This is a genomic window from Streptomyces sp. CA-250714 (assembly GCF_050936705.1).
GTDB lineage: Bacteria > Actinomycetota > Actinomycetes > Streptomycetales > Streptomycetaceae > Streptomyces.
Genome location: NZ_JBNJMI010000001.1, coordinates 3286973 through 3305544 on the forward strand (window position 1 = coordinate 3286973; position 18572 = coordinate 3305544).

Annotated in this window: 32 protein-coding genes; 1 reads left to right on the forward strand and 31 read right to left on the reverse strand. The window is 67.3% G+C overall.

All coding sequences use genetic code 11. From position 1 onward, the window contains the following. Nucleotides 1–32 precede the first annotated feature (32 nt). On the forward strand, nt 33–923 hold the full coding sequence (locus tag ACQEU8_RS14485; protein ID WP_433100599.1) for a hypothetical protein: 891 nt from the start codon (nt 33–35) through the stop codon (nt 921–923). Nucleotides 924–944: 21 nt separating this feature from the next. Here ACQEU8_RS14485 and truA read toward each other — a convergent pair whose 3' ends face one another. The 31 genes from truA to rplC form a co-directional block, all read right to left on the reverse strand. Next, nucleotides 945–1793 carry a tRNA pseudouridine(38-40) synthase TruA gene (truA, locus tag ACQEU8_RS14490; protein ID WP_433100601.1) on the reverse strand — a complete coding sequence of 283 codons (849 nt, stop codon included), beginning with the start codon at nt 1791–1793 and terminating at the stop codon, nt 945–947. An 80-nt stretch (nt 1794–1873) separates the two neighbouring features. Continuing rightward, nucleotides 1874–2368, reverse strand: coding sequence for a 50S ribosomal protein L17 (gene rplQ, locus ACQEU8_RS14495; protein ID WP_433100603.1), 495 nt, complete (start codon nt 2366–2368; stop codon nt 1874–1876). Between the two features lie 120 nt (nt 2369–2488). Further along, nucleotides 2489–3511 (reverse strand): DNA-directed RNA polymerase subunit alpha, encoded by a 1023-nt coding sequence (locus ACQEU8_RS14500; RefSeq protein ID WP_030883950.1) that lies wholly within the window; start codon nt 3509–3511, stop codon nt 2489–2491. A gap of 120 nt (nt 3512–3631) precedes the next feature. Then, complete coding sequence (gene rpsD / locus ACQEU8_RS14505) at nt 3632–4258, reverse strand: 30S ribosomal protein S4 (protein ID WP_433100606.1); 627 nt, start codon at nt 4256–4258, stop codon at nt 3632–3634. Nucleotides 4259–4283: 25 nt separating this feature from the next. After that, the gene (rpsK, locus tag ACQEU8_RS14510; protein ID WP_016473404.1) at nt 4284–4688 is read right to left on the reverse strand and encodes a 30S ribosomal protein S11; all 405 of its coding nucleotides are present in this window, start codon (nt 4686–4688) and stop codon (nt 4284–4286) included. Between the two features lie 67 nt (nt 4689–4755). Then, nucleotides 4756–5136 carry a 30S ribosomal protein S13 gene (rpsM, locus tag ACQEU8_RS14515; protein WP_209239890.1) on the reverse strand — a complete coding sequence of 127 codons (381 nt, stop codon included), beginning with the start codon at nt 5134–5136 and terminating at the stop codon, nt 4756–4758. Between the two features lie 176 nt (nt 5137–5312). After that, entirely contained in the window at nt 5313–5426 is a 114-nt protein-coding gene (gene rpmJ / locus ACQEU8_RS14520; RefSeq protein WP_009740505.1) for a 50S ribosomal protein L36, read from the reverse strand. 65 nt (nt 5427–5491) lie between these two features. Next, nucleotides 5492–5713 carry a translation initiation factor IF-1 gene (gene infA, locus ACQEU8_RS14525; RefSeq protein ID WP_003948620.1) on the reverse strand — a complete coding sequence of 74 codons (222 nt, stop codon included), beginning with the start codon at nt 5711–5713 and terminating at the stop codon, nt 5492–5494. A 193-nt stretch (nt 5714–5906) separates the two neighbouring features. Next, nucleotides 5907–6743, reverse strand: a complete 837-nt coding sequence (gene map, locus ACQEU8_RS14530) for a type I methionyl aminopeptidase (RefSeq protein ID WP_433100610.1) — start codon at nt 6741–6743, stop codon at nt 5907–5909. Between the two features lie 238 nt (nt 6744–6981). Then, on the reverse strand, nt 6982–7632 hold the full coding sequence (locus tag ACQEU8_RS14535) for an adenylate kinase (RefSeq protein ID WP_433100612.1): 651 nt from the start codon (nt 7630–7632) through the stop codon (nt 6982–6984). After that, complete coding sequence (secY, locus tag ACQEU8_RS14540; RefSeq protein ID WP_433100614.1) at nt 7632–8945, reverse strand: preprotein translocase subunit SecY; 1314 nt, start codon at nt 8943–8945, stop codon at nt 7632–7634. The genes ACQEU8_RS14535 and secY overlap by 1 nt, the downstream gene beginning before the upstream one ends. A gap of 183 nt (nt 8946–9128) precedes the next feature. Continuing rightward, entirely contained in the window at nt 9129–9593 is a 465-nt protein-coding gene (gene rplO, locus ACQEU8_RS14545; protein ID WP_209239894.1) for a 50S ribosomal protein L15, read from the reverse strand. A 1-nt stretch (nt 9594) separates the two neighbouring features. Beyond that, nucleotides 9595–9777: a 50S ribosomal protein L30 gene (rpmD, locus tag ACQEU8_RS14550; RefSeq protein WP_433100616.1), complete on the reverse strand. Its 183-nt coding sequence runs from the start codon at nt 9775–9777 to the stop codon at nt 9595–9597. Continuing rightward, on the reverse strand, nt 9777–10379 hold the full coding sequence (gene rpsE, locus ACQEU8_RS14555) for a 30S ribosomal protein S5 (protein WP_016473411.1): 603 nt from the start codon (nt 10377–10379) through the stop codon (nt 9777–9779). The genes rpmD and rpsE overlap by 1 nt, the downstream gene beginning before the upstream one ends. 44 nt (nt 10380–10423) lie before the next feature. Further along, nucleotides 10424–10807, reverse strand: a complete 384-nt coding sequence (gene rplR, locus ACQEU8_RS14560; protein ID WP_433100619.1) for a 50S ribosomal protein L18 — start codon at nt 10805–10807, stop codon at nt 10424–10426. A 3-nt stretch (nt 10808–10810) separates the two neighbouring features. Further along, a complete protein-coding gene (gene rplF, locus ACQEU8_RS14565; protein WP_433100621.1) occupies nt 10811–11350 on the reverse strand; it encodes a 50S ribosomal protein L6 in 540 nt (179 codons plus the stop codon). 23 nt (nt 11351–11373) lie between these two features. Next, the gene (gene rpsH, locus ACQEU8_RS14570; protein WP_209239898.1) at nt 11374–11772 is read right to left on the reverse strand and encodes a 30S ribosomal protein S8; all 399 of its coding nucleotides are present in this window, start codon (nt 11770–11772) and stop codon (nt 11374–11376) included. Between the two features lie 164 nt (nt 11773–11936). Further along, the gene (locus ACQEU8_RS14575) at nt 11937–12122 is read right to left on the reverse strand and encodes a type Z 30S ribosomal protein S14 (RefSeq protein WP_027738922.1); all 186 of its coding nucleotides are present in this window, start codon (nt 12120–12122) and stop codon (nt 11937–11939) included. 2 nt (nt 12123–12124) lie between these two features. Then, nucleotides 12125–12688 (reverse strand): 50S ribosomal protein L5, encoded by a 564-nt coding sequence (rplE, locus tag ACQEU8_RS14580; RefSeq protein ID WP_099883480.1) that lies wholly within the window; start codon nt 12686–12688, stop codon nt 12125–12127. Next, a complete protein-coding gene (rplX, locus tag ACQEU8_RS14585) occupies nt 12688–13011 on the reverse strand; it encodes a 50S ribosomal protein L24 (RefSeq protein WP_099883479.1) in 324 nt (107 codons plus the stop codon). The genes rplE and rplX overlap by 1 nt, the downstream gene beginning before the upstream one ends. A 2-nt stretch (nt 13012–13013) precedes the next feature. After that, nucleotides 13014–13382 (reverse strand): 50S ribosomal protein L14, encoded by a 369-nt coding sequence (gene rplN, locus ACQEU8_RS14590; RefSeq protein WP_019354942.1) that lies wholly within the window; start codon nt 13380–13382, stop codon nt 13014–13016. Nucleotides 13383–13511: 129 nt separating this feature from the next. Next, the gene (rpsQ, locus tag ACQEU8_RS14595) at nt 13512–13796 is read right to left on the reverse strand and encodes a 30S ribosomal protein S17 (protein ID WP_433100625.1); all 285 of its coding nucleotides are present in this window, start codon (nt 13794–13796) and stop codon (nt 13512–13514) included. After that, the gene (rpmC, locus tag ACQEU8_RS14600; RefSeq protein WP_016473420.1) at nt 13796–14020 is read right to left on the reverse strand and encodes a 50S ribosomal protein L29; all 225 of its coding nucleotides are present in this window, start codon (nt 14018–14020) and stop codon (nt 13796–13798) included. Before rpmC ends, rpsQ begins: the two co-directional genes overlap by 1 nt. Continuing rightward, on the reverse strand, nt 14020–14439 hold the full coding sequence (rplP, locus tag ACQEU8_RS14605) for a 50S ribosomal protein L16 (protein ID WP_099883477.1): 420 nt from the start codon (nt 14437–14439) through the stop codon (nt 14020–14022). Before rplP ends, rpmC begins: the two co-directional genes overlap by 1 nt. A gap of 3 nt (nt 14440–14442) precedes the next feature. Continuing rightward, on the reverse strand, nt 14443–15279 hold the full coding sequence (rpsC, locus tag ACQEU8_RS14610) for a 30S ribosomal protein S3 (RefSeq protein WP_433100627.1): 837 nt from the start codon (nt 15277–15279) through the stop codon (nt 14443–14445). After that, nucleotides 15279–15626: a 50S ribosomal protein L22 gene (gene rplV / locus ACQEU8_RS14615; RefSeq protein WP_237320015.1), complete on the reverse strand. Its 348-nt coding sequence runs from the start codon at nt 15624–15626 to the stop codon at nt 15279–15281. The genes rpsC and rplV overlap by 1 nt, the downstream gene beginning before the upstream one ends. Before the next feature lie 43 nt (nt 15627–15669). Further along, on the reverse strand, nt 15670–15951 hold the full coding sequence (rpsS, locus tag ACQEU8_RS14620; RefSeq protein WP_099883474.1) for a 30S ribosomal protein S19: 282 nt from the start codon (nt 15949–15951) through the stop codon (nt 15670–15672). A gap of 13 nt (nt 15952–15964) precedes the next feature. Beyond that, complete coding sequence (rplB, locus tag ACQEU8_RS14625; RefSeq protein WP_433100630.1) at nt 15965–16801, reverse strand: 50S ribosomal protein L2; 837 nt, start codon at nt 16799–16801, stop codon at nt 15965–15967. 47 nt (nt 16802–16848) lie between these two features. Next, nucleotides 16849–17271, reverse strand: coding sequence for a 50S ribosomal protein L23 (gene rplW, locus ACQEU8_RS14630; protein WP_433100632.1), 423 nt, complete (start codon nt 17269–17271; stop codon nt 16849–16851). Then, entirely contained in the window at nt 17271–17918 is a 648-nt protein-coding gene (gene rplD / locus ACQEU8_RS14635) for a 50S ribosomal protein L4 (protein WP_433100634.1), read from the reverse strand. Before rplD ends, rplW begins: the two co-directional genes overlap by 1 nt. 7 nt (nt 17919–17925) lie before the next feature. Next, nucleotides 17926–18570: a 50S ribosomal protein L3 gene (rplC, locus tag ACQEU8_RS14640; protein WP_433100636.1), complete on the reverse strand. Its 645-nt coding sequence runs from the start codon at nt 18568–18570 to the stop codon at nt 17926–17928. Nucleotides 18571–18572: the final 2 nt, after the last annotated feature.

The window sequence follows — 18572 nt, forward strand, 5'->3', positions numbered from 1 at the left end:
CAAGCGAATATCGCGCGCAATAAGATGCGCTCATGAGCTTTGGGCAAGGGGGACCCGGGTGGGGTTCCCAAGGCGGACCCGACTGGAACTCCGGTGGGAACTCCGGGGGCTGGAACCCCGGCGGCCCCGGGGGCTCCGGACCCGACTGGGCAGCACTCGCGGAGCAGGCCGAACGCACCCGTGCCCGGCGCCGCCGCTGGCTGATGGCGGGCGGCGGAGCGCTGGCAACCGCCGCCATCGCGGGCATCGTCGCTGTGGCCGTCGTCAACGAGGACGGCTCGCAGGGCGCCTCCGACAAGCCCTCCGACTCCCTGCCCCCGGCCAAGGACGTGTCCCCCACGGGCGACCAGCCGAAGCCCACCTTCAAGAACGAGCCGCCACCCCCGCCGCCGCCCCGTGACTTCATCTCGGACGTCAAACGGGACAAGGCGCCGCTCAGCGCGCAGACGCTCTACCCCACCAAGCGCGTCACCATCAACGGCCACCCCTACAAGCTGGCCAAGACCGACACCAGCAAGAACTGCGCCGAGGCCGCCCACGCGGGCCTGGGCCCGGTGCTGACCCGTCACAAGTGCACCGCCCTCTACCGCGCCACCTACATCAACAACGGCCTCGCCGTCACCGTCGGCATCGCGGCCTTCAAGGACGCCAAGACCGCGGAGAAGGTCAAGCAGGAGTACCAGCCCAACCTGGTCGCCCTCCCCGGCGGCGGCGTCCCCGACTTCTGCCGCACCGTCACCTGCCGCACCACGGCCAACTCCCTCGGCCGCTACGCCTACTTCACCATCGCCGGCCGCACCAACGGACAGGCGTCGGGCGCGAGCGACAAGAAGGCCCAGCAGGCAGCCCTGGACGGCTCCAACTACGCCTACGCCCGAGTCCTCAAGCGCGGCAAGGACCAGTCGGAAGCCGCCGCGAAGTAGGGCGCGCGGCCCCGTACTCGTTCAGCAGCAGCCGGAACCCGTATCGCTGCCCGGCAGCGTCGGCAGCGTGCGCTTGTTGCGGGAGGCCAGGTTTCGGGCCTCCAACTCGTGGTCCGCCGGGTAGGCGACCTCCTCCAGGGTGAGACCGTGGGGGCGTACGACGTGGACGGCGGAGTCCCGTACGCCCGCGGCCAGCACCTTCGCGGGCCACTCCGGCGGGCGGTGGCCGTCGCCGACGAAGAGCATGGCGCCCACCAGGGAGCGGACCATGTTGTGGCAGAACGCGTCCGCCTGCACGGTCGCCTCCAGTACGCCGTCCGGGCGGCGCACCCACTCCAGCCGCTGGAGCGTACGGATCGTCGTCGCTCCCTCGCGCTTCTTGCAGTACGCGGCGAAATCGTGCTCGCCCAGCAGCCCTCGCGCCGCCTCGTTCATGGCGTCGACGTCCAGCGGCCAGTTGTGCCACAGCACATGGCCGCGCAGCAGCGGGTCGGCGCCGCCGGGGTGGTCGGTGACGCGGTACGCGTAGCGCCGCCAGACCGCCGAGAAGCGTGCGTCGAAGTACGGGGGCGCCTCGCTGAGCCGCCACACCCGTACGTCCATCGGCAGCCGCCCCGCGAGCCGGCGCAGCAGCTGCTCCCGGTGCTCGGCCCACACCTCCTCCGGCAGGTCCACATGGGCGACCTGCCCCCGCGCGTGCACCCCCGCGTCGGTACGCCCCGCGACGGTCAGCTCCGGCGTCTCGCTCTGCCGCAGTACGACGCGGAGCGCGTCCTCGATCTCACCCTGGACCGTGCGCTGCCCGCGCTGCCGCGCCCACCCGGAAAACTCCCGCCCGTCATAGGCCAGGTCCAGCCGAATCCGCACCACGGCGACATCCTCCACTCGAACGGAACGGGCCCGCCCCCCGCAGGGAACGGACCCGCTCACATGTCATCCGACGTCAGGCGTCAGGCTTCCTTGGACTCGCCCTCGGCGCCCTCGGCCGACTCCTTCTTCAGCTCGGCGGCAGCCTCGTCACCAGCGGCGTCCTTCGCGGAACGCTTGGTCGCGGCCTCGGCCTCGCCGACCGCGGCCTGCTGCACCGTCAGCGGCTCCACCAGCTCGATGACCGCCATCGGGGCGTTGTCGCCACGACGCGGGCCGATCTTGGTGATGCGGGTGTAACCACCGGGGCGGTTCTCGTACCGCGGGCCGATCTCGGTGAAGAGCGTGTGGACGACGCTCTTGTCCAGGATCGTGCGCATGACCTGGCGGCGGTTGTGAAGGTCGCCCTTCTTCGCCTTGGTGATCAGACGCTCGGCGACCGGACGCAGGCGGCGGGCCTTCGCCTCGGTCGTCGTGATGCGGCCGTGCTCGAACAGCGCGGTCGCCAGGTTGCCCAGCATCGCCTTCTGGTGCGCGGCGCTGCCGCCCAGACGGGGACCCTTGGTGGGCTTCGGCATGGTGTCTCTCCTTCGTTGTCACTGCACCGGCCGTATCAGGCACCGGCGGCAGTCCCGGCCGTATCAGGTACCGGGGGTTTACGGGGGCCCCGGGCGGAGCCCCCGTCGATCAGTACGTACTCAGTACTGCTCGGTCTCGACGAACCCGGCGTCCGCGTCGTCCTCCGCGCCGAACGCGTCGGCCGCGGCGGTCGGGTCGAATCCGGGCGGGCTGTCCTTGAGGGCCAGACCCATACCGGCGAGCTTCGCCTTGACCTCGTCGATGGACTTCGCACCGAAGTTGCGGATGTCCAGCAGGTCCGCCTCGGAGCGGGCCACCAGCTCGCCCACCGAGTGGATGCCCTCGCGCTTGAGGCAGTTGTAGGAGCGGACCGTCAGCTCCAGCTCCTCGATCGGCAGCGCCAGGTCGGCCGCGAGCGCGGCGTCCGTCGGCGACGGGCCCATGTCGATGCCCTCGGCGTCGACGTTGAGCTCGCGCGCCAGACCGAACAGCTCGACCAGCGTCTTGCCCGCGGACGCCATGGCGTCACGGGGCCGCATGGCCTGCTTGGTCTCGACGTCGACGATCAGCTTGTCGAAGTCGGTGCGCTGCTCGACACGGGTCGCCTCGACCTTGTACGTGACCTTGAGCACCGGCGAGTAGATGGAGTCGACCGGGATCCGGCCGATCTCCTGGCCCACCTGCTTGTTCTGCACGGCGGAGACGTAACCGCGACCGCGCTCGACGGTCAGCTCCATCTCCAGCTTGCCCTTGCCGTTCAGGGTGGCGAGGACCAGGTCCGGGTTGTGCACCTCGACACCGGCAGGCGGCGCGATGTCCGCGGCGGTGACCAGGCCCGGGCCCTGCTTGCGCAGGTACATCACGACCGGCTCGTCGTGCTCCGAGGAGACGACGAGGGACTTGATGTTGAGGATCAGGTCGGTGACGTCCTCCTTGACGCCCGGCACGGTCGAGAACTCGTGCAGGACACCGTCGATCCGGATGCTGGTCACAGCAGCGCCGGGGATCGAGGAGAGGAGCGTACGACGCAGGGAGTTACCGAGGGTGTAGCCGAACCCCGGCTCCAGCGGTTCGATCACGAACCGGGAGCGGAACTCGTCGACGACCTCTTCGGTCAGGGAAGGGCGCTGAGCGATCAGCATGAGATGTGTTCCTCCAGTCTTCGGCAACCGCTATTTGATGCCGGTACTGCAAGGGTACGGGCGGCCCGGCCATATCACAGCCGAAACCGCCCCGCACCCCTCTACGAGCAGCCGTCTCGATTACTTCGAGTACAGCTCCACAATCAGCTGCTCCTGCACCTGGGTGTCGATCACCTGGCGCTCGGGCATCGAGTGGACGAGGATCCGCAGCTTCGACGGGATGGCCTCCAGCCACGCCGGAACGGTCTTCTCGCCGGCCTCCGCAGCAGCCACCTGGAAGGGCGTCATGTTACGGGAGGACTCGCGGACCTCGATGATGTCGTTCACGGACACCCGCGCCGAAGGAATGTCGGTCTTGACACCGTTCAGCGCGATGTGGCCGTGCTTGACCAGCTGACGTGCGTGGTCACGGGACTTGGCGAAGCCGGCCCGGTACACGACGTTGTCCAGACGGGTCTCCAGAATCCGCAGCAGGTTCTCACCCGTCTTGCCCTGCTGACGGTTGGCCTCGTTGAAGTACCCGCGGAACTGCTTCTCCAGGACGCCGTAGATACGGGCGGCCTTCTGCTTCTCGCGCTTCTGCAGCAGGTACTCGGAGTCCTTGGTGCGCCCGCGCCCGTGCTCACCCGGGGGGTAAGGACGGATCTCGATCGGGCACTTCGCGCTCTCGCACTTAGCTCCCTTGAGGAAGAGCTTCTGCTTCTCCCGACGGCAACGCTTGCAGTCGGCCCCGGTGTAACGCGCCATGTGTGGTGATCTCCTACTTCAGTTCTCAGACCCGGCGACGCTTCGGCGGGCGGCAGCCGTTGTGCGGGGTGGGGGTGACGTCCTGGATGGAACCGACCTCGAGGCCGGTGGCCTGGAGGGAACGGATCGCGGTCTCACGGCCGGAGCCGGGACCCTTGACGAAGACGTCCACCTTCCGCATGCCGTGCTCCTGCGCGCGGCGCGCCGCGTTCTCGGCGGCCATCTGCGCGGCGAACGGCGTCGACTTCCGCGAGCCCTTGAAGCCGACGTGGCCGGCGGAGGCCCAGGAGATCACATTGCCGGTGGGGTCGGTGATCGAAACGATGGTGTTGTTGAACGTGCTCTTGATGTGAGCGTGCCCGTGGGCGACGTTCTTCTTCTCCTTGCGGCGCACCTTCTTGGCGCCGGCCGTACGGCCCTTCGGAGGCATATAGAGATAACTCCCGTGAGGTGGTCGGTCCTACTACGCGGACCGCTTGCAGCGTGTCCGGTGCGGACTACTTCTTGCCCGGCTTCTTCTTGCCGGCGATGGCGCGACGCGGGCCCTTACGGGTGCGGGCGTTGGTCTTGGTGCGCTGACCGTGGACCGGGAGACCGCGCCGGTGGCGCAGACCCTCGTAGCAGCCGATCTCCACCTTGCGGCGGATGTCGGCCTGGATCTCACGGCGGAGGTCACCCTCGACCCGAAGGTTGTTGTCCACGTACTCGCGGAGCTTGACCAGCTCTTCCTCGCCCAGGTCCCGGACGCGGGTATCCGGGTTGACCCCGGTCTCGCGCAGGGTCTGCTGGGCAAGGGTGCGGCCGATGCCGAAGACGTAGGTGAGGGCGACCTCGACGCGCTTCTCGCGCGGGAGGTCGACGCCAGCGAGGCGTGCCATGGATGTGGCTCCTGATGTATTCCGTCGGAGGTCTGAAGCAGTGCCGCTCCCGTCCCCGGAAGGGGAGGGTCCCCGGCCTCCGACCGGGGGTGTCGACACCGTCACCGGTGTCGGGCCCTGCTTATGCAACTGTTGCTCGCGTCGCGCGAAGGAACTGCGAAAGGCAGGTCGTTAAGTCAGCCCTGGCGCTGCTTGTGGCGCAGGTTCTCGCAAATGACCATGACCCGGCCGTGGCGGCGGATCACCTTGCACTTGTCGCAGATCTTCTTGACGCTCGGCTTGACCTTCATGGTGTGAGGTTCTCCGGGTCTGGCCATCTCCCCACGGGAGCGGGAAGCCGGCACGATCTGTCGATCTACTTGTAGCGGTAGACGATCCGTCCGCGCGTCAGGTCGTAGGGAGAGAGCTCCACCACAACCCGGTCGTCGGGAAGGATACGGATGTAGTGCATCCGCATCTTGCCGCTGATGTGCGCGAGGACCTGGTGCCCGTTCTGGAGCTCAACCTTGAACATCGCGTTCGGGAGAGACTCGACGACGGTGCCCTCGATCTCGATGGCCCCTTGTTTTTTGGCCATGCTTGAGCGCTTCACCTTCCGGGATCGGCTACCTGGGAGGCCCAAGGCATAGGGGTACACCTGGGCCGACGAGCCAGTCTACGACACCGCTCCCGAATAGACGAATCGGGGAGTCTCCCCGTCGCACGACGGGATTAATCCGCCGAGCCCGGATCAAGAGCCGATCGAGGCCGATTCAGCGGTGTAGACAGATTCAGCCGAGCGGGTCCGGTGCGGCCTCGACGCCGAGCTCCGCGAGCTTGGCGCGGCCACCGTCACGCGCGGTCAGCACCAGCGGCCCCTGCTCGGTCAGCGCGACGGAGTGCTCCCAGTGCGAGGACCAGGTGCCGTCATTCGTCTTGACGGTCCAGTCATCCGACAGCACATGCGTACGAGGCGTGCCCAGGCTCACCATCGGCTCGATGGCCAGGCACATCCCCGGCACCAGCTTCGGCCCCTTGCCCCGCCGCCGCTCGACGTAGTTCAGCAGGTGGGGGTCCATGTGCATCTGGGAGCCGATCCCGTGGCCGCCGTAGTCCTCGATGATCCCGTACTTGCCGCCCGCCGGGCGCGGCTGCCGCCGGATGTAGCCCTCGATGGCCTTGGAGATGTCGACCAGCCGGTTGCCCTTGCGCATGGCGGCGATCCCGGCCCACATCGACGCCTCCGTCACCCGGCTGAGCTCGTGCAGCTCCGCGGAGTGGCCCTCGCCGACGAAGACGGTCAGCGCGGCGTCCCCGTGCCAGCCGTCGATGATCGCGCCGGCGTCGATGGAGAGCAGGTCACCGGCCTTCAGGACCGTGTCCTTGCTGGGGATGCCGTGGACGACGACATCGTTCACCGAGGTGCAGATGTTGCCCGGGAATCCGCCGTAGCCGAGGAAGTTCGGCTTGGCGCCGTGGTCGGCCAGCACCTTCGCCGCGACCTCGTCCAGGTCCTTCGTCGTCGCGCCCGGCACGGCGGCCTCCGCGCACGCCTCGTGCATAGCGGCGACGACCAGCCCCGCCTCGCGCATCTTCGCGATCTGCTCCGGGGTCTTGATCTCGACCATGCCGACGTCCGCCTCTCCGCTGGCCGCTCGGGCCTCACCGCTGACTGAGTACTCCCACCAGTCTGCCAGCCCCTGGGGGGCGCCCCGACCGCGAGGGCCCGCCCTGACGGGGGGCCGCGGAACGCGAGGTGGGGCCGGGCGTCAGCCCGGCCCCACCTCGAAACCGGCCGCGACGGCAGTCAGCCACCGCGCCACAGGGTCCGGCCGCATCGTCACGCAGCCGAGCCCATACGTACGACTACTCCGCGGACAGCGCCTGCATTGCGCGTTCCGTGACCTCGCTGACCGCGCCCAGCGCGGAGATCGTGGTCACGAGGCCCTGCGCCTTGTAGTGGTCGATGATCGGCTCCGTCTCGCTGTGGTAGACCTCGAGCCGCTTGCGCACGGTCTCCTCGCGGTCGTCCTCGCGCTGGTAGAGCTCGCCGCCGCACACGTCGCAGACGCCCTCGGTCGTGGCCGGGCTGTACTCGACGTGGAATACGTGGCTGCTGTCGTTGCGGCAGATGCGCCGTCCGGCGATCCGCTTGACGACCTCGTCCTCGGGGACCTCCAGGTCGAGCACCGCGTCCAGCTTCTGGCCGGTCTCGTCCAGATAGCCGTCCAGCGCCTGAGCCTGGGCGATGTTCCTCGGAAAGCCGTCGAGCAGGAATCCGGCCGCAGCGTCCGGCTCCTCCATCCGGCTCCTGGCCATCCCGATGGTGACCTCGTCGGGTACCAGCTGGCCGGCCCGCATGTACTCCTGCGCCTTCTGCCCGAGCGGGGTGCCCTGGCTGATGTTGGCGCGGAAGAGGTCGCCGGTGGCGATGTGGGGAATCGCGAGGTTCTTGGCGAGGAACGCCGCCTGTGTTCCCTTGCCCGCACCAGGGGGCCCGACGAGGACGATACGCATCAGCGGAGGAACCCTTCGTAATGGCGCTGCTGAAGCTGGCTCTCGATCTGCTTCACGGTTTCGAGACCGACGCCCACGATGATCAGGATGCTCGTGCCGCCGAACGGGAAGTTCTGGTTGGCGTTGAACATGATCAGCGCGACGGTCGGCACCAGTGCGATCAGACCCAGGTACAGAGAGCCGGGCCACGTGATGCGGTTCAGCACGTAGCTCAGGTACTCCGCGGTGGGACGACCAGCCCGGATGCCCGGGATGAAGCCACCATACTTCTTCATGTTGTCGGCAACTTCTTCGGGGTTGAAGGAGATGGCCACGTAGAAGAAGGCGAAAAAGACAATCAGCAGGAAGTAGGTCGCGATGTAAAGAGGGTGATCACCCTTCACGAAGTGGGCCTGAATCCACTGCGCCCAGCCCGCCTGGGAACCACTGAACTGGACAATCAGCGCGGGAATGTAGAGCAGCGACGAGGCGAAGATGACGGGAATCACACCGGCCTGATTGACCTTGAGCGGAATGTAGGTCGAGGTCCCGCCGTAACTCCGCCGGCCGATCATCCGCTTCGCGTACTGCACCGGAATACGGCGCTGCGCCTGCTCGACGAAGACCACCAGGGCGACCATCGCCAGTCCGCAGAGGATGACGGCGCCGAACTCGATCCAGCCATCGGCCAGCTTGCCCTGCTTCTTGATGGCCCACAGCGCGCCGGGGAATCCGGCCGCGATGGAGACGAACATCAGAATCGACATACCGTTGCCGATTCCGCGGTCGGTGATCAGCTCACCCAGCCACATGATCAGGCCGGTACCCGCGGTCATCGTGATGACCATCACGATGGTGGGGAAGATGGACTGATCGGGGATGATCTGGGTGCCGACGCTGCAGTTCTGGAAAAGGCTGCCGCTGCGTGCGGTGGCGACCAGGCCGGTGGCCTGGAGAATGGCGAGCGCGACAGTCAGATAACGCGTGTACTGCGTGATCTTCGCCTGCCCGGCCTGCCCTTCCTTCTTCAGCGCCTCCAGCCGTGGGATGACCACGACCAGCAGCTGCAGGATGATGCTCGCCGTGATGTACGGCATGATCCCGAGCGCGAAGATGGTGATCTGGAGCAGCGCGCCACCGCTGAACATGTTGACCAGGCCGAACAGGCCCTGCGCGCCCTTGGCCTCGTCCATACAGGCTTGGACGTTCTCGTAGCTGACGCCCGGCACGGGAACGTGCGCTCCGATTCGGAAGAGCACCATGATGCCGAGCGTGAAGAGCAGCTTCTTGCGCAGGTCGGGCGTCTGGAACGCCCGGGCGAACGCGGTGAGCACGGTGCCTCCTGCGCCCCCCGCGATCTACTGCGCGAGAGGTGACGGTCTTGAGGATCGACAGTTATCAACGTGGTGCCACCTTACCGGCCGGTGCACCACCGAGAAACGACCAGCTGTGCAAACGACCAACCGGGGATGTCCCGTTGGGACATCCCCGGCCTGTCGTTCACCTGGTCAACGAACTCAGAGGAGTTCGGTGACGGTGCCGCCGGCAGCGGTGATCTTCTCCTTGGCGGAGCCGGAGACCTTGTCGACGGTCACCGTCAGCGCCACCGAGATGTCGCCATCGCCGAGCACCTTGACCAGCTCGTTCTTGCGCACAGCGCCCTTGGCGACCAGATCGGCCACCGTGACCTCGCCACCCTCGGGGTAGAGCGCGGCCAGCTTCTCCAGGTTCACGACCTGGAACTGCTTGTGGGCGGGGTTGTTGAAGCCCTTGAGCTTGGGCAGCCGCATGTGCAGCGGCATCTGCCCACCCTCGAAGCGCTCCGGAACCTGGTACCGGGCCTTGGTGCCCTTGGTGCCACGACCCGCGGTCTTGCCCTTGGACGCCTCACCACGACCCACACGGGTCTTGGCGGTCTTGGCACCCGGGGCAGGACGGAGGTTGTGGACCTTCAGCGGGTTTTCGCCCTGAGAGTCAGCCATCTCAGTCGACCTCCTCGACCGTCACGAGGTGGCGCACGGTGTGCACCTGACCGCGCACGACGGCGCTGTCCTCGCGGACGGCCACATCGTTGACGCGCTTGAGACCGAGGGTCCGCAGCGTGTCACGGTGGTTCTGCTTGGTCCCGATAACGGAACGGGTCTGCGTGATCTTCAGGCGAGCCATTACGCGCTCACCCCTGCACGCGCCCGCAGCAGAGCGGCGGGTGCCACGTCCTCGAGCGGCAGACCACGACGGGCCGCGATCTCCTCCGGGCGCTGAAGCCCGCGGAGCGCCGCCACCGTGGCGTGCACGATGTTGATCGGGTTCGACGAGCCGAGCGACTTGCTGAGCACGTCGTGGATGCCCGCGCACTCCAGCACGGCACGCACCGGGCCACCGGCGATCACACCGGTACCGGGCGAGGCCGGCTTGAGCAGCACGACACCCGCGGCTTCCTCACCCTGGATCGGGTGCGGAATGGTGCCCTGGATACGCGGGACCTTGAAGAAGTGCTTCTTGGCCTCCTCAACGCCCTTGGCGATGGCGGCCGGCACCTCCTTGGCCTTGCCGTATCCGACACCCACGGTGCCGTCACCGTCGCCCACCACGACCAGCGCGGTGAAGCTGAAGCGACGACCACCCTTCACAACCTTGGCGACGCGGTTGATCGCGACAACGCGCTCAACGTACGCGGTCTTCTCGGCGGCAGCGCCGCCGTCCCGGCCCTTACGGTCCCGCCGCTCGCCGCCACCGGCGCCGCCACCGCGGCGCTGGGGTCCAGCCATTGGAATTACCTCTCTCTTTGTCCGCTAGCTCACGGAACCAGGGCTCAGAACTTGAGCCCGGCCTCGCGGGCGGCGTCAGCCAGAGCGGCAATCCGCCCTGCGTACTTGTTGCCACCGCGGTCGAACACGACGGCCTCGATACCCGCGGCCTTGGCACGCTCGGCGACCAGTGCGCCGACCTGCTTGGCCTGGGCGCTCTTGTCACCCTCACCACCGCGGACCGAACTGTCCAGGTGCGACGCCGAGGCCAGCGTGTGGCCCGCGATGTCGTCGATCACCTGGGCGGTGATACCACGGTTGGTGCGCGTCACCACAAGGCGGGGGCGCTCGGGGGTGCCCGAGACCTTCTTGCGGATGCGAATGTGACGGCGCTTGGTGGCGGAACGCTTGTAGGCGTCGCCCTTGGCGATCTTCACGCCGTATGCCATGGCTTACTTACCAGCCTTTCCGACCTTGCGGCGGATGACCTCGCCGGCGTACTTCACGCCCTTGGCCTTGTAGGGGTCGGGCCTGCGCAGCTTGCGGATCTTCGCGGCGACCTCGCCGACCTGCTGCTTGTCGATGCCCTCGACCGTGAACTTGGTCGGGGACTCGACCTTGAACGAGATCCCCTCGGGGGCCTCCACCAGGATCGGGTGGCTGTAGCCCAGCGAGAACTCCAGGTTGGAGCCCTTGGCCTGGACCCGGTAGCCGACACCGCTGATTTCGAGGTTCTTGCTGAACCCCTGGGTCACGCCAGTGATCATGTTCGCCACCAGCGTGCGGGACAGACCGTGCAGGGCCCTGTTCCGGCTCTCGTCGTTCGGACGGGTGACGACGAGCGCGCCGTCCTCGCCCTTGGCGATCTCGATGGGCGCGGCAACGGTGTGCGAGAGGGAGCCCTTGGGGCCCTTCACCGCGACCGTCTGGCCATCGATGGTGACGTCCACACCGGCGGGAACCTGGATGGGGAGCTTGCCGATACGCGACATTGCTTTACCTCCGTTCCCTTCCGTTACCAGACGTAGGCGAGGACTTCCCCACCCACGCCCTTCTTCTGCGCCTGCTTGTCGGTCAGCAGACCGTGCGACGTGGAGATGATCGCCACGCCCAGGCCGCCGAGCACCTTCGGCAGGTTGGTGGACTTTGCGTAGACCCGCAGACCCGGCTTCGAGATCCGCTTGATGCCGGCGATCGAGCGCTCGCGGTTCGGGCCGAACTTCAGCTCGAGGACAAGGTTCTTGCCGACCTTGGCGTCCTCGGTCTTCCAGCCGGTGATGTAGCCCTCCTGCTGGAGGATCTCCGCGATGTGCGACTTGATCTTGCTGTGCGGCATCTCCACGGTGTCGTGGTACGCCGAGTTCGCGTTACGCAGACGCGTCAGCATGTCTGCGATGGGATCGGTCATGGTCATGTGATGGCCTTCGGCCTCTCTCGCCGGGGTTTCCCTGTATGCGTCGTCCTTCTCCCCGTCCGCCGGCCTTGCGGCCGACGACGGGACGGGTGCGTCGCGGGGGACCTACGGCGTAGTAAGCGACTTTTCAGCTTACCGAGAGTCCTGGCTGATCCCCGAAGGGATTACCAGGAGCTCTTGGTCACGCCCGGCAGCTCGCCACGGTGCGCCATCTGGCGAAGGCACACGCGGCACAGGCCGAACTTGCGGTAGACGGAGTGCGGACGACCGCAGCGCTGGCAACGTGTGTAGGCACGCACCGAGAACTTCGGCTTGCGGCTGGCCTTCGAGATCAGAGCCTTCTTCGCCATGATCAGTTCTCCTTGAACGGGAAGCCGAGGTGACGAAGCAGGGCACGACCCTCGTCGTCGTTGGTCGCCGTGGTGACCACGGTGATGTCCATGCCCCGGACCCGGTCGATCTTGTCCTGGTCGATCTCGTGGAACATGACCTGCTCCGTGAGACCGAAGGTGTAGTTGCCCCGGCCGTCGAACTGCTTGGGCGACAGACCGCGGAAGTCGCGGATGCGCGGCAGTGCGAGGGACAGCAGGCGGTCCAGGAACTCCCACATCCGGTCGCCGCGCAGCGTCACGTGGGCGCCGATCGGCTGCCCCTCACGCAGCTTGAACTGCGCGATGGACTTACGGGCCTTGGTGACGGCGGGCTTCTGGCCGGTGATCGTGGCGAGGTCCTTGATGGCACCCTCGATCAGCTTGGAGTCGCGGGCGGCGTCGCCCACACCCATGTTGACCACGATCTTGGTCAGACCGGGGATCCGCATGACGTTGTCGTAGGAGAACTCGTCCTGCAGCTTGCCCTGGATCTCGGCGCGGTAGCGCTGCTTGAGGCGCGGGGCCTCGGTGGTGGTGGCAGTCATCAGATGTCCTCACCGGTCCGCTTGGCAACGCGGATCTTGTTGCCGTCATCGTCGAAGCGGTATCCGACGCGGGTCACGACCTTCTTGCCGTCCTTCTCCACGACCAGCTGAACATTGCTGACGTGGATCGGGGCCTCGGTCGTCACGATGCCGCCGGTCTTCGAACCGCGGGCCGTCTGACCGGCCTTGGTGTGCTTCTTGACCCGGTTGACACCCTCGACCAGGACCCGGTCCTCGCGGGGGTAGGCCACGATGACCTTGCCCTGCTTGCCCTTGTCCTTGCCGGTGATGACCTGAACCAGGTCGCCCTTCTTGATCTTCATGGTCACAGCACCTCCGGCGCGAGCGAGATGATCTTCATGAACTTCTTCTCGCGCAGCTCGCGGCCCACCGGGCCGAAGATGCGGGTGCCGCGAGGGTCGCCGTCGTTCTTCAGAATGACAGCGGCGTTTTCGTCGAACCGGATGTACGAACCGTCCGGGCGGCGGCGCTCCTTGACGGTGCGCACGATGACGGCCTTGACGATGTCGCCCTTCTTCACGTTCCCGCCGGGGATCGCGTCCTTGACGGTAGCGACGACGACGTCACCGATGCCCGCGTAGCGCCGGCCCGAGCCGCCGAGGACACGGATGGTGAGGATCTCCTTCGCACCCGTGTTGTCGGCGACGCGAAGCCGGGACTCCTGCTGGATCACGTCTATCTCCTGTATGTCTGCCGGTTCCCGGCAGGGATCTCACGATCCCTGCCGAGCCTGGCGGAACGAACCTGAGAGCCCAGGACGGGCTCCAGGCAGCATCTCTTGGAATTCCCTTACGGGAATTGCCTACTTGGCCTTCTCGAGGATCTCGACGATGCGCCAGCGCTTGGTGGCGGACAGCGGCCGGGTCTCCATCAGGAGGACGCGGTCGCCGACACCGGCAGCGTTCTGCTCGTCGTGCGCCTTGAGCTTGTTGGTACGGCGGATGACCTTGCCGTACAGCGCGTGCTTGACGCGGTCCTCGACGGCGACGACGACGGTCTTGTCCATCTTGTCGCTGACGACAAGACCCTCGCGGGTCTTGCGGAATCCGCGCTGCTCAGTCTTCTCTGTCACATTCGTCTCGCTCATCAGGCGCTCTCCACCGTCTCGATGCCCAGCTCGCGCTCACGCATCAGGGTGTAGATCCGGGCGATGTCCTTGCGGACGGCCTTGAGCCGACCGTGGTTCTCGAGCTGCCCGGTCGCCGCCTGGAAGCGGAGGTTGAACAGCTCTTCCTTGGCTTCGCGGAGCTTGGAGACAAGCTCCTCGTCGCCCAGCTCGCGCAGCTCGGACGCCTTGGTTCCGGCCGCCATCACGCGTCACCTGCCTCGCGCCGCACAATGCGGCACTTCATCGGAAGCTTGTGAGCAGCGCGGGTGAGCGCCTCACGAGCAATCTTCTCGTTCGGGTAGGACAGCTCGAACATCACGCGCCCCGGCTTGACGTTCGCGACCCACCACTCCGGCGAACCCTTACCGGAACCCATGCGGGTCTCGGCGGGCTTCTTGGTCAGCGGACGGTCCGGGTAGATGTTGATCCACACCTTGCCGCCACGCTTGATGTGACGGGTCATGGAGATACGAGCGGCCTCGATCTGCCGGTTCGTCACGTAGGCACCGGTCACAGCCTGGATGCCGTACTCACCGAACGCGACCTCGGTACCGCCCTTGGCCATACCCGTGCGCTTCGGGTGGTGCTGCTTGCGGTGCTTGACCCTGCGCGGGATCAGCATGGGTCAGCTCTCCTTTCCTGAAGCGCTCGGCTCGGCAGCGGCACCGGCGGGCGCGACGGACTCCGGCTTCGGAGTCTCGGCACCGCCCTGGCCCTGCTGCTGCGGCTTACGGCCGCGGCGCTCGCCGCCCCGACCACGGGGACGGTCGTTGCCGCCACCGCGCGACGGGCGGTTGCCCGCACGGGCCGCGGCGTTCTCGGCGCGCACCTCGGCGATGTTCTTGACGTCGCCCTTGTAGATCCACACCTTCACACCGATGCGGCCGAAGGTCGTACGGGCCTCGAAGAAGCCGTAGTCGACGTTGGCGCGCAGCGTGTGCAGCGGAACCCGGCCCTCGCGGTAGAACTCCGAGCGCGACATCTCGGCACCGCCGAGACGGCCGCCGCACTGGATCTTGATGCCCTTGGCACCGGCCTTCATCGCCGTCTGCATGCTCTTGCGCATGGCGCGGCGGAAGGAGACCCGGGAGGACAGCTGCTCGGCGACCGCCTGGGCGACGAGTTGCGCGTCCGTCTCGGGGTTCTTCACCTCGAGGATGTTGAACTGGATCTGCTTGCCGGTGAGCTTCTCCAGGTTGCCGCGCAGCCGGTCCGCCTCGGCGCCGCGGCGGCCGATGACGATGCCCGGACGGGCGGTGTGGACGTCGACACGGACGCGGTCACGCGTCCGCTCGATCTCCACCTTGGAGATGCCCGCCCGCTCCATGCCCTGGGTGAGCATGCGGCGGATCGAGACGTCTTCCTTGACGTAGTCCTTGTAGAGCTTGTCGGCATACCAGCGCGACTTGAAGTCGGTGGTGACGCCGAGCCGGAACCCGTGCGGGTTTACCTTCTGGCCCATTACCGGGTTCCTTCCTTGCTGCTCACGACCACGGTGATGTGGCTCGTCCGCTTACGGATCCGGTAGGCGCGGCCCTGGGCGCGCGGCCGGAACCGCTTCAGGGTCGGGCCCTCGTCGACGTAGGCCTCGGAGATGTAGAGGCTGTCGACGTCCGTGTGGTCGTAGTTGTGCGCGGCGTTGGCGATGGCGCTGTCGAGCACCTTGCCCACCGGCACGCTCGCGGCCTGCGGGGCGAAACGCAGGACCGCCTGAGCCTCCGTGGCGTCCATGCCACGAACAAGGTCCACCACCCGGCGGGCCTTCATGGGCGTGACGCGCACGTAGCGCGCTGAGGCCCTGGCTTCCATGGTTGTCCCTTCGGTGTCAGTCATGATCTACACACCCCGCCCGTCAGCGACGACGCGACTTGCGGTCGTCCTTGACGTGGCCGCGGAAAGTGCGGGTCGGCGCGAACTCGCCGAGCTTGTGGCCGACCATCGACTCGGTGACGAACACCGGGACGTGCTTGCGGCCGTCATGCACCGCGATCGTGTGGCCCAGCATGGCCGGGACGATCATCGAGCGGCGAGACCAGGTCTTGATGACGTTCTTGGTGCCCGCGTCGTTCTGGGCGTCCACCTTCTTTGCGAGGTGGTCGTCGACGAAGGGCCCCTTCTTGAGACTGCGCGGCATCTAAACCCGCCTCCTAGCGCTTCTTGTTCGTCTTGCGGCGGCGGACGATGTACTTGTTGCTGGCCTTCTTCGGCGAGCGCGTACGCCCCTCCTTCTGACCCCACGGCGAGACCGGGTGGCGGCCACCGGAGGTACGACCCTCACCACCACCGTGCGGGTGGTCGATCGGGTTCATGACCACACCGCGGACGGTCGGGCGGACGCCCTTCCAGCGCATCCGGCCGGCCTTGCCCCAGTTGATGTTCGACTGCTCGGCGTTGCCGACCTCACCGACAGTGGCGCGGCAGCGGACGTCGACCAGCCGGATCTCACCGGACGGCATACGCAGGTGGGCCATCCGGCCCTCCTTCGCCAGCAGCTGCACCGAAGCACCGGCGGAGCGCGCGAACTTGGCGCCGCCGCCCGGCTTCAGCTCGATCGCGTGGATCGTGGTACCGACGGGGATGAAGCGCAGCGGCAGGTTGTTGCCCGGCTTGATGTCGGCGCCCTGGCCGTTCTCGACGCGGTCGCCCTGCTGGATGCCGCGCGGGGCGAGGATGTAGCGCTTCTCGCCGTCCGCGTAGTGCAGCAGCGCGATGCGCGCGGTGCGGTTCGGGTCGTACTCGATGTGCGCGACCTTCGCCGGCACGCCGTCCTTGTCGTGCCGACGGAAGTCGATCACGCGGTAGGCGCGCTTGTGGCCACCGCCCTGGTGGCGTGCTGTCACACGACCGGCGTTGTTACGGCCGCCCTTGCTGTGCAGCGGGCGGACCAGCGACTTCTCCGGCGTGGACCGCGTGATCTCGACGAAGTCGGCGACGGATGAGCCGCGACGGCCCGGAGTCGTCGGCTTGTACTTGCGGATACCCATTTCTCAGTCCTCGGAAGATTCAGGACTTCTGAACGACCTGGCCCCCGTCAGGAGGCCGGGCCGCCGAAGATGTCGATACGGTCGCCCTCGACAAGGGTCACGATGGCGCGCTTGGTGTCTGCGCGCTTGCCGTAACCGGTGCGGGTGCGCTTGCGCTTGCCCTGGCGGTTGATCGTGTTGACCCCGGCGACCTTGACCGAGAAGACCTCTTCGACGGCCTGCTTGATCTGGGTCTTGTTCGCACGCGGGTCGACGATGAACGTGTACTTGTTCTCGTCCAGCAGCGCGTAGCTCTTCTCCGAGACGACCGGCCGCAGGAGCAGGTCGCGCGGGTCGGAGAAGACCTTGCTCGGCTCGGCCGGCGCGACCGGGCCCGGACCGTCGGCAGCCCGGCGGGCGGCCTTGGCGACGCGGGCGGCCTTCGCGGCCTTCGCTGCCTTGGAGGCAATGCTCGGGTGTCGCGTAGCCATCAGGCGTCGCTCCCTTCGGTGTGGGCCTGCGGGCCAGCAACGAAGGACTCGAGCGCGGCCTGGGTGAAGACCACGTCGTCCGAGACGAGCACGTCGTAGGTGTTGAGCTGGCCCGGCTCCAGGATGTGCACCTGGGGCAGGTTGCGGGCGGACAGCCAGGCGGCCTCGTCGGTGCGCTCGACGACCAGCAGCAGGTTCTTCCGCTCGCTGATCTTGCCGAACAGGGTCTTCGCGGCCTTGGTCGAGATCTCACCCTCGACCACGCCGGAGACGACGTGGACGCGGCCGTGGCGGGCCCGGTCGGAGAGGGCACCGCGCAGGGCGGCGGCCTTCATCTTCTTCGGGGTCCGCTGCGAGTAGTCGCGCGGCACGGGGCCGTGCACGACGCCACCGCCGGCGAACTGCGGCGCACGGGTCGAGCCCTGACGGGCGCGCCCGGTGCCCTTCTGGCGGTACGGCTTCTTGCCGCCGCCGCGGACCTCGCCGCGGGTCTTGGTCTTGTGCGTGCCCTGTCGGGCAGCGGCCAGCTGGGCGACGACGACCTGGTGGATCAGCGGAACGCTGACCTGGGTGTCGAAGATCTCCGCGGGGAGCTCGACTGTCCCGGTCTTGTCGCCGGCCGGCGAAAGGATGTCAATGGTGCTCATCGGTTCCTCAGGCCCCCTTGGCCGCGGTACGGACCAGGACGAGGCCGCCGTTCGGACCGGGGACTGCGCCCTTGATGAGCAGCAGGCCCTTCTCCGCGTCAACGGCGTGGACGGTCAGGTTCTGGGTGGTGACCCGCTCGTTGCCCATCCGGCCGGCCATGCGGGTGCCCTTGAAGACACGGCCCGGGGTGGCGCAGCCACCGATGGCGCCCGGCTTGCGGTGCACGCGGTGGGCACCGTGCGATGCCTTGCCGCCGTGGAAGCCGTGGCGCTTCATACCGCCGGCGAAGCCCTTGCCCTTCGACTTGCCGGTCACATCCACCTTGACGCCGGCCTCGAAGGTGTCCGCGTTCAGCTCCTGGCCGAGCGTGTACTCGGACGCGTCGGAGGTGCGGATCTCCACCAGGTGGCGGCGGGGGGTGACGTCGGCCTTGGCGAAGTGGCCCTTGAGGGGCTTGTTCACCTTGCGCGGGTCGATCTCGCCGAAGGCGATCTGGACGGCCGCGTAGCCGTCCTTGTCTGCGGTGCGGACCTGGGTCACGACGTTCGGCCCGGCCTTGACGACGGTCACGGGGACAACGCGGTTGTTGTCGTCCCAGACCTGGGTCATGCCGAGCTTCTCGCCCAGGACGCCCTTGATCTGCTTAGCCATCT

What these genes read in the sequence shown, in the direction of transcription:
- ACQEU8_RS14485 (WP_433100599.1), top strand. Translation starts at nt 33, where the DNA reads ATGAGCTTTGGGCAAGGGGGACCCGGGTGGGGTTCCCAAGGCGGACCC.
- rplQ (WP_433100603.1), bottom strand. Translation starts at nt 2,368, where the DNA reads ATGCCGAAGCCCACCAAGGGTCCCCGTCTGGGCGGCAGCGCCGCGCAC.
- ACQEU8_RS14500 (WP_030883950.1), bottom strand. Translation starts at nt 3,511, where the DNA reads ATGCTGATCGCTCAGCGCCCTTCCCTGACCGAAGAGGTCGTCGACGAG.
- rpsD (WP_433100606.1), bottom strand. Translation starts at nt 4,258, where the DNA reads ATGGCGCGTTACACCGGGGCCGACTGCAAGCGTTGCCGTCGGGAGAAG.
- rpsK (WP_016473404.1), bottom strand. Translation starts at nt 4,688, where the DNA reads ATGCCTCCGAAGGGCCGTACGGCCGGCGCCAAGAAGGTGCGCCGCAAG.
- rpsM (WP_209239890.1), bottom strand. Translation starts at nt 5,136, where the DNA reads ATGGCACGCCTCGCTGGCGTCGACCTCCCGCGCGAGAAGCGCGTCGAG.
- rpmJ (WP_009740505.1), bottom strand. Translation starts at nt 5,426, where the DNA reads ATGAAGGTCAAGCCGAGCGTCAAGAAGATCTGCGACAAGTGCAAGGTG.
- infA (WP_003948620.1), bottom strand. Translation starts at nt 5,713, where the DNA reads ATGGCCAAAAAACAAGGGGCCATCGAGATCGAGGGCACCGTCGTCGAG.
- map (WP_433100610.1), bottom strand. Translation starts at nt 6,743, where the DNA reads ATGGTCGAGATCAAGACCCCGGAGCAGATCGCGAAGATGCGCGAGGCG.
- ACQEU8_RS14535 (WP_433100612.1), bottom strand. Translation starts at nt 7,632, where the DNA reads ATGCGTATCGTCCTCGTCGGGCCCCCTGGTGCGGGCAAGGGAACACAG.
- rplO (WP_209239894.1), bottom strand. Translation starts at nt 9,593, where the DNA reads ATGGCTGACTCTCAGGGCGAAAACCCGCTGAAGGTCCACAACCTCCGT.
- rpmD (WP_433100616.1), bottom strand. Translation starts at nt 9,777, where the DNA reads ATGGCTCGCCTGAAGATCACGCAGACCCGTTCCGTTATCGGGACCAAG.
- rpsE (WP_016473411.1), bottom strand. Translation starts at nt 10,379, where the DNA reads ATGGCTGGACCCCAGCGCCGCGGTGGCGGCGCCGGTGGCGGCGAGCGG.
- rplR (WP_433100619.1), bottom strand. Translation starts at nt 10,807, where the DNA reads ATGGCATACGGCGTGAAGATCGCCAAGGGCGACGCCTACAAGCGTTCC.
- rplF (WP_433100621.1), bottom strand. Translation starts at nt 11,350, where the DNA reads ATGTCGCGTATCGGCAAGCTCCCCATCCAGGTTCCCGCCGGTGTGGAC.
- rpsH (WP_209239898.1), bottom strand. Translation starts at nt 11,772, where the DNA reads ATGACCATGACCGATCCCATCGCAGACATGCTGACGCGTCTGCGTAAC.
- ACQEU8_RS14575 (WP_027738922.1), bottom strand. Translation starts at nt 12,122, where the DNA reads ATGGCGAAGAAGGCTCTGATCTCGAAGGCCAGCCGCAAGCCGAAGTTC.
- rplE (WP_099883480.1), bottom strand. Translation starts at nt 12,688, where the DNA reads ATGACTGCCACCACCACCGAGGCCCCGCGCCTCAAGCAGCGCTACCGC.
- rplX (WP_099883479.1), bottom strand. Translation starts at nt 13,011, where the DNA reads ATGAAGATCAAGAAGGGCGACCTGGTTCAGGTCATCACCGGCAAGGAC.
- rpsQ (WP_433100625.1), bottom strand. Translation starts at nt 13,796, where the DNA reads ATGAGCGAGACGAATGTGACAGAGAAGACTGAGCAGCGCGGATTCCGC.
- rpmC (WP_016473420.1), bottom strand. Translation starts at nt 14,020, where the DNA reads ATGGCGGCCGGAACCAAGGCGTCCGAGCTGCGCGAGCTGGGCGACGAG.
- rplP (WP_099883477.1), bottom strand. Translation starts at nt 14,439, where the DNA reads ATGCTGATCCCGCGCAGGGTCAAGCACCGCAAGCAGCACCACCCGAAG.
- rpsC (WP_433100627.1), bottom strand. Translation starts at nt 15,279, where the DNA reads ATGGGCCAGAAGGTAAACCCGCACGGGTTCCGGCTCGGCGTCACCACC.
- rplV (WP_237320015.1), bottom strand. Translation starts at nt 15,626, where the DNA reads ATGGAAGCCAGGGCCTCAGCGCGCTACGTGCGCGTCACGCCCATGAAG.
- rpsS (WP_099883474.1), bottom strand. Translation starts at nt 15,951, where the DNA reads ATGCCGCGCAGTCTCAAGAAGGGGCCCTTCGTCGACGACCACCTCGCA.
- rplB (WP_433100630.1), bottom strand. Translation starts at nt 16,801, where the DNA reads ATGGGTATCCGCAAGTACAAGCCGACGACTCCGGGCCGTCGCGGCTCA.
- rplW (WP_433100632.1), bottom strand. Translation starts at nt 17,271, where the DNA reads ATGGCTACGCGACACCCGAGCATTGCCTCCAAGGCAGCGAAGGCCGCG.
- rplD (WP_433100634.1), bottom strand. Translation starts at nt 17,918, where the DNA reads ATGAGCACCATTGACATCCTTTCGCCGGCCGGCGACAAGACCGGGACA.
- rplC (WP_433100636.1), bottom strand. Translation starts at nt 18,570, where the DNA reads ATGGCTAAGCAGATCAAGGGCGTCCTGGGCGAGAAGCTCGGCATGACC.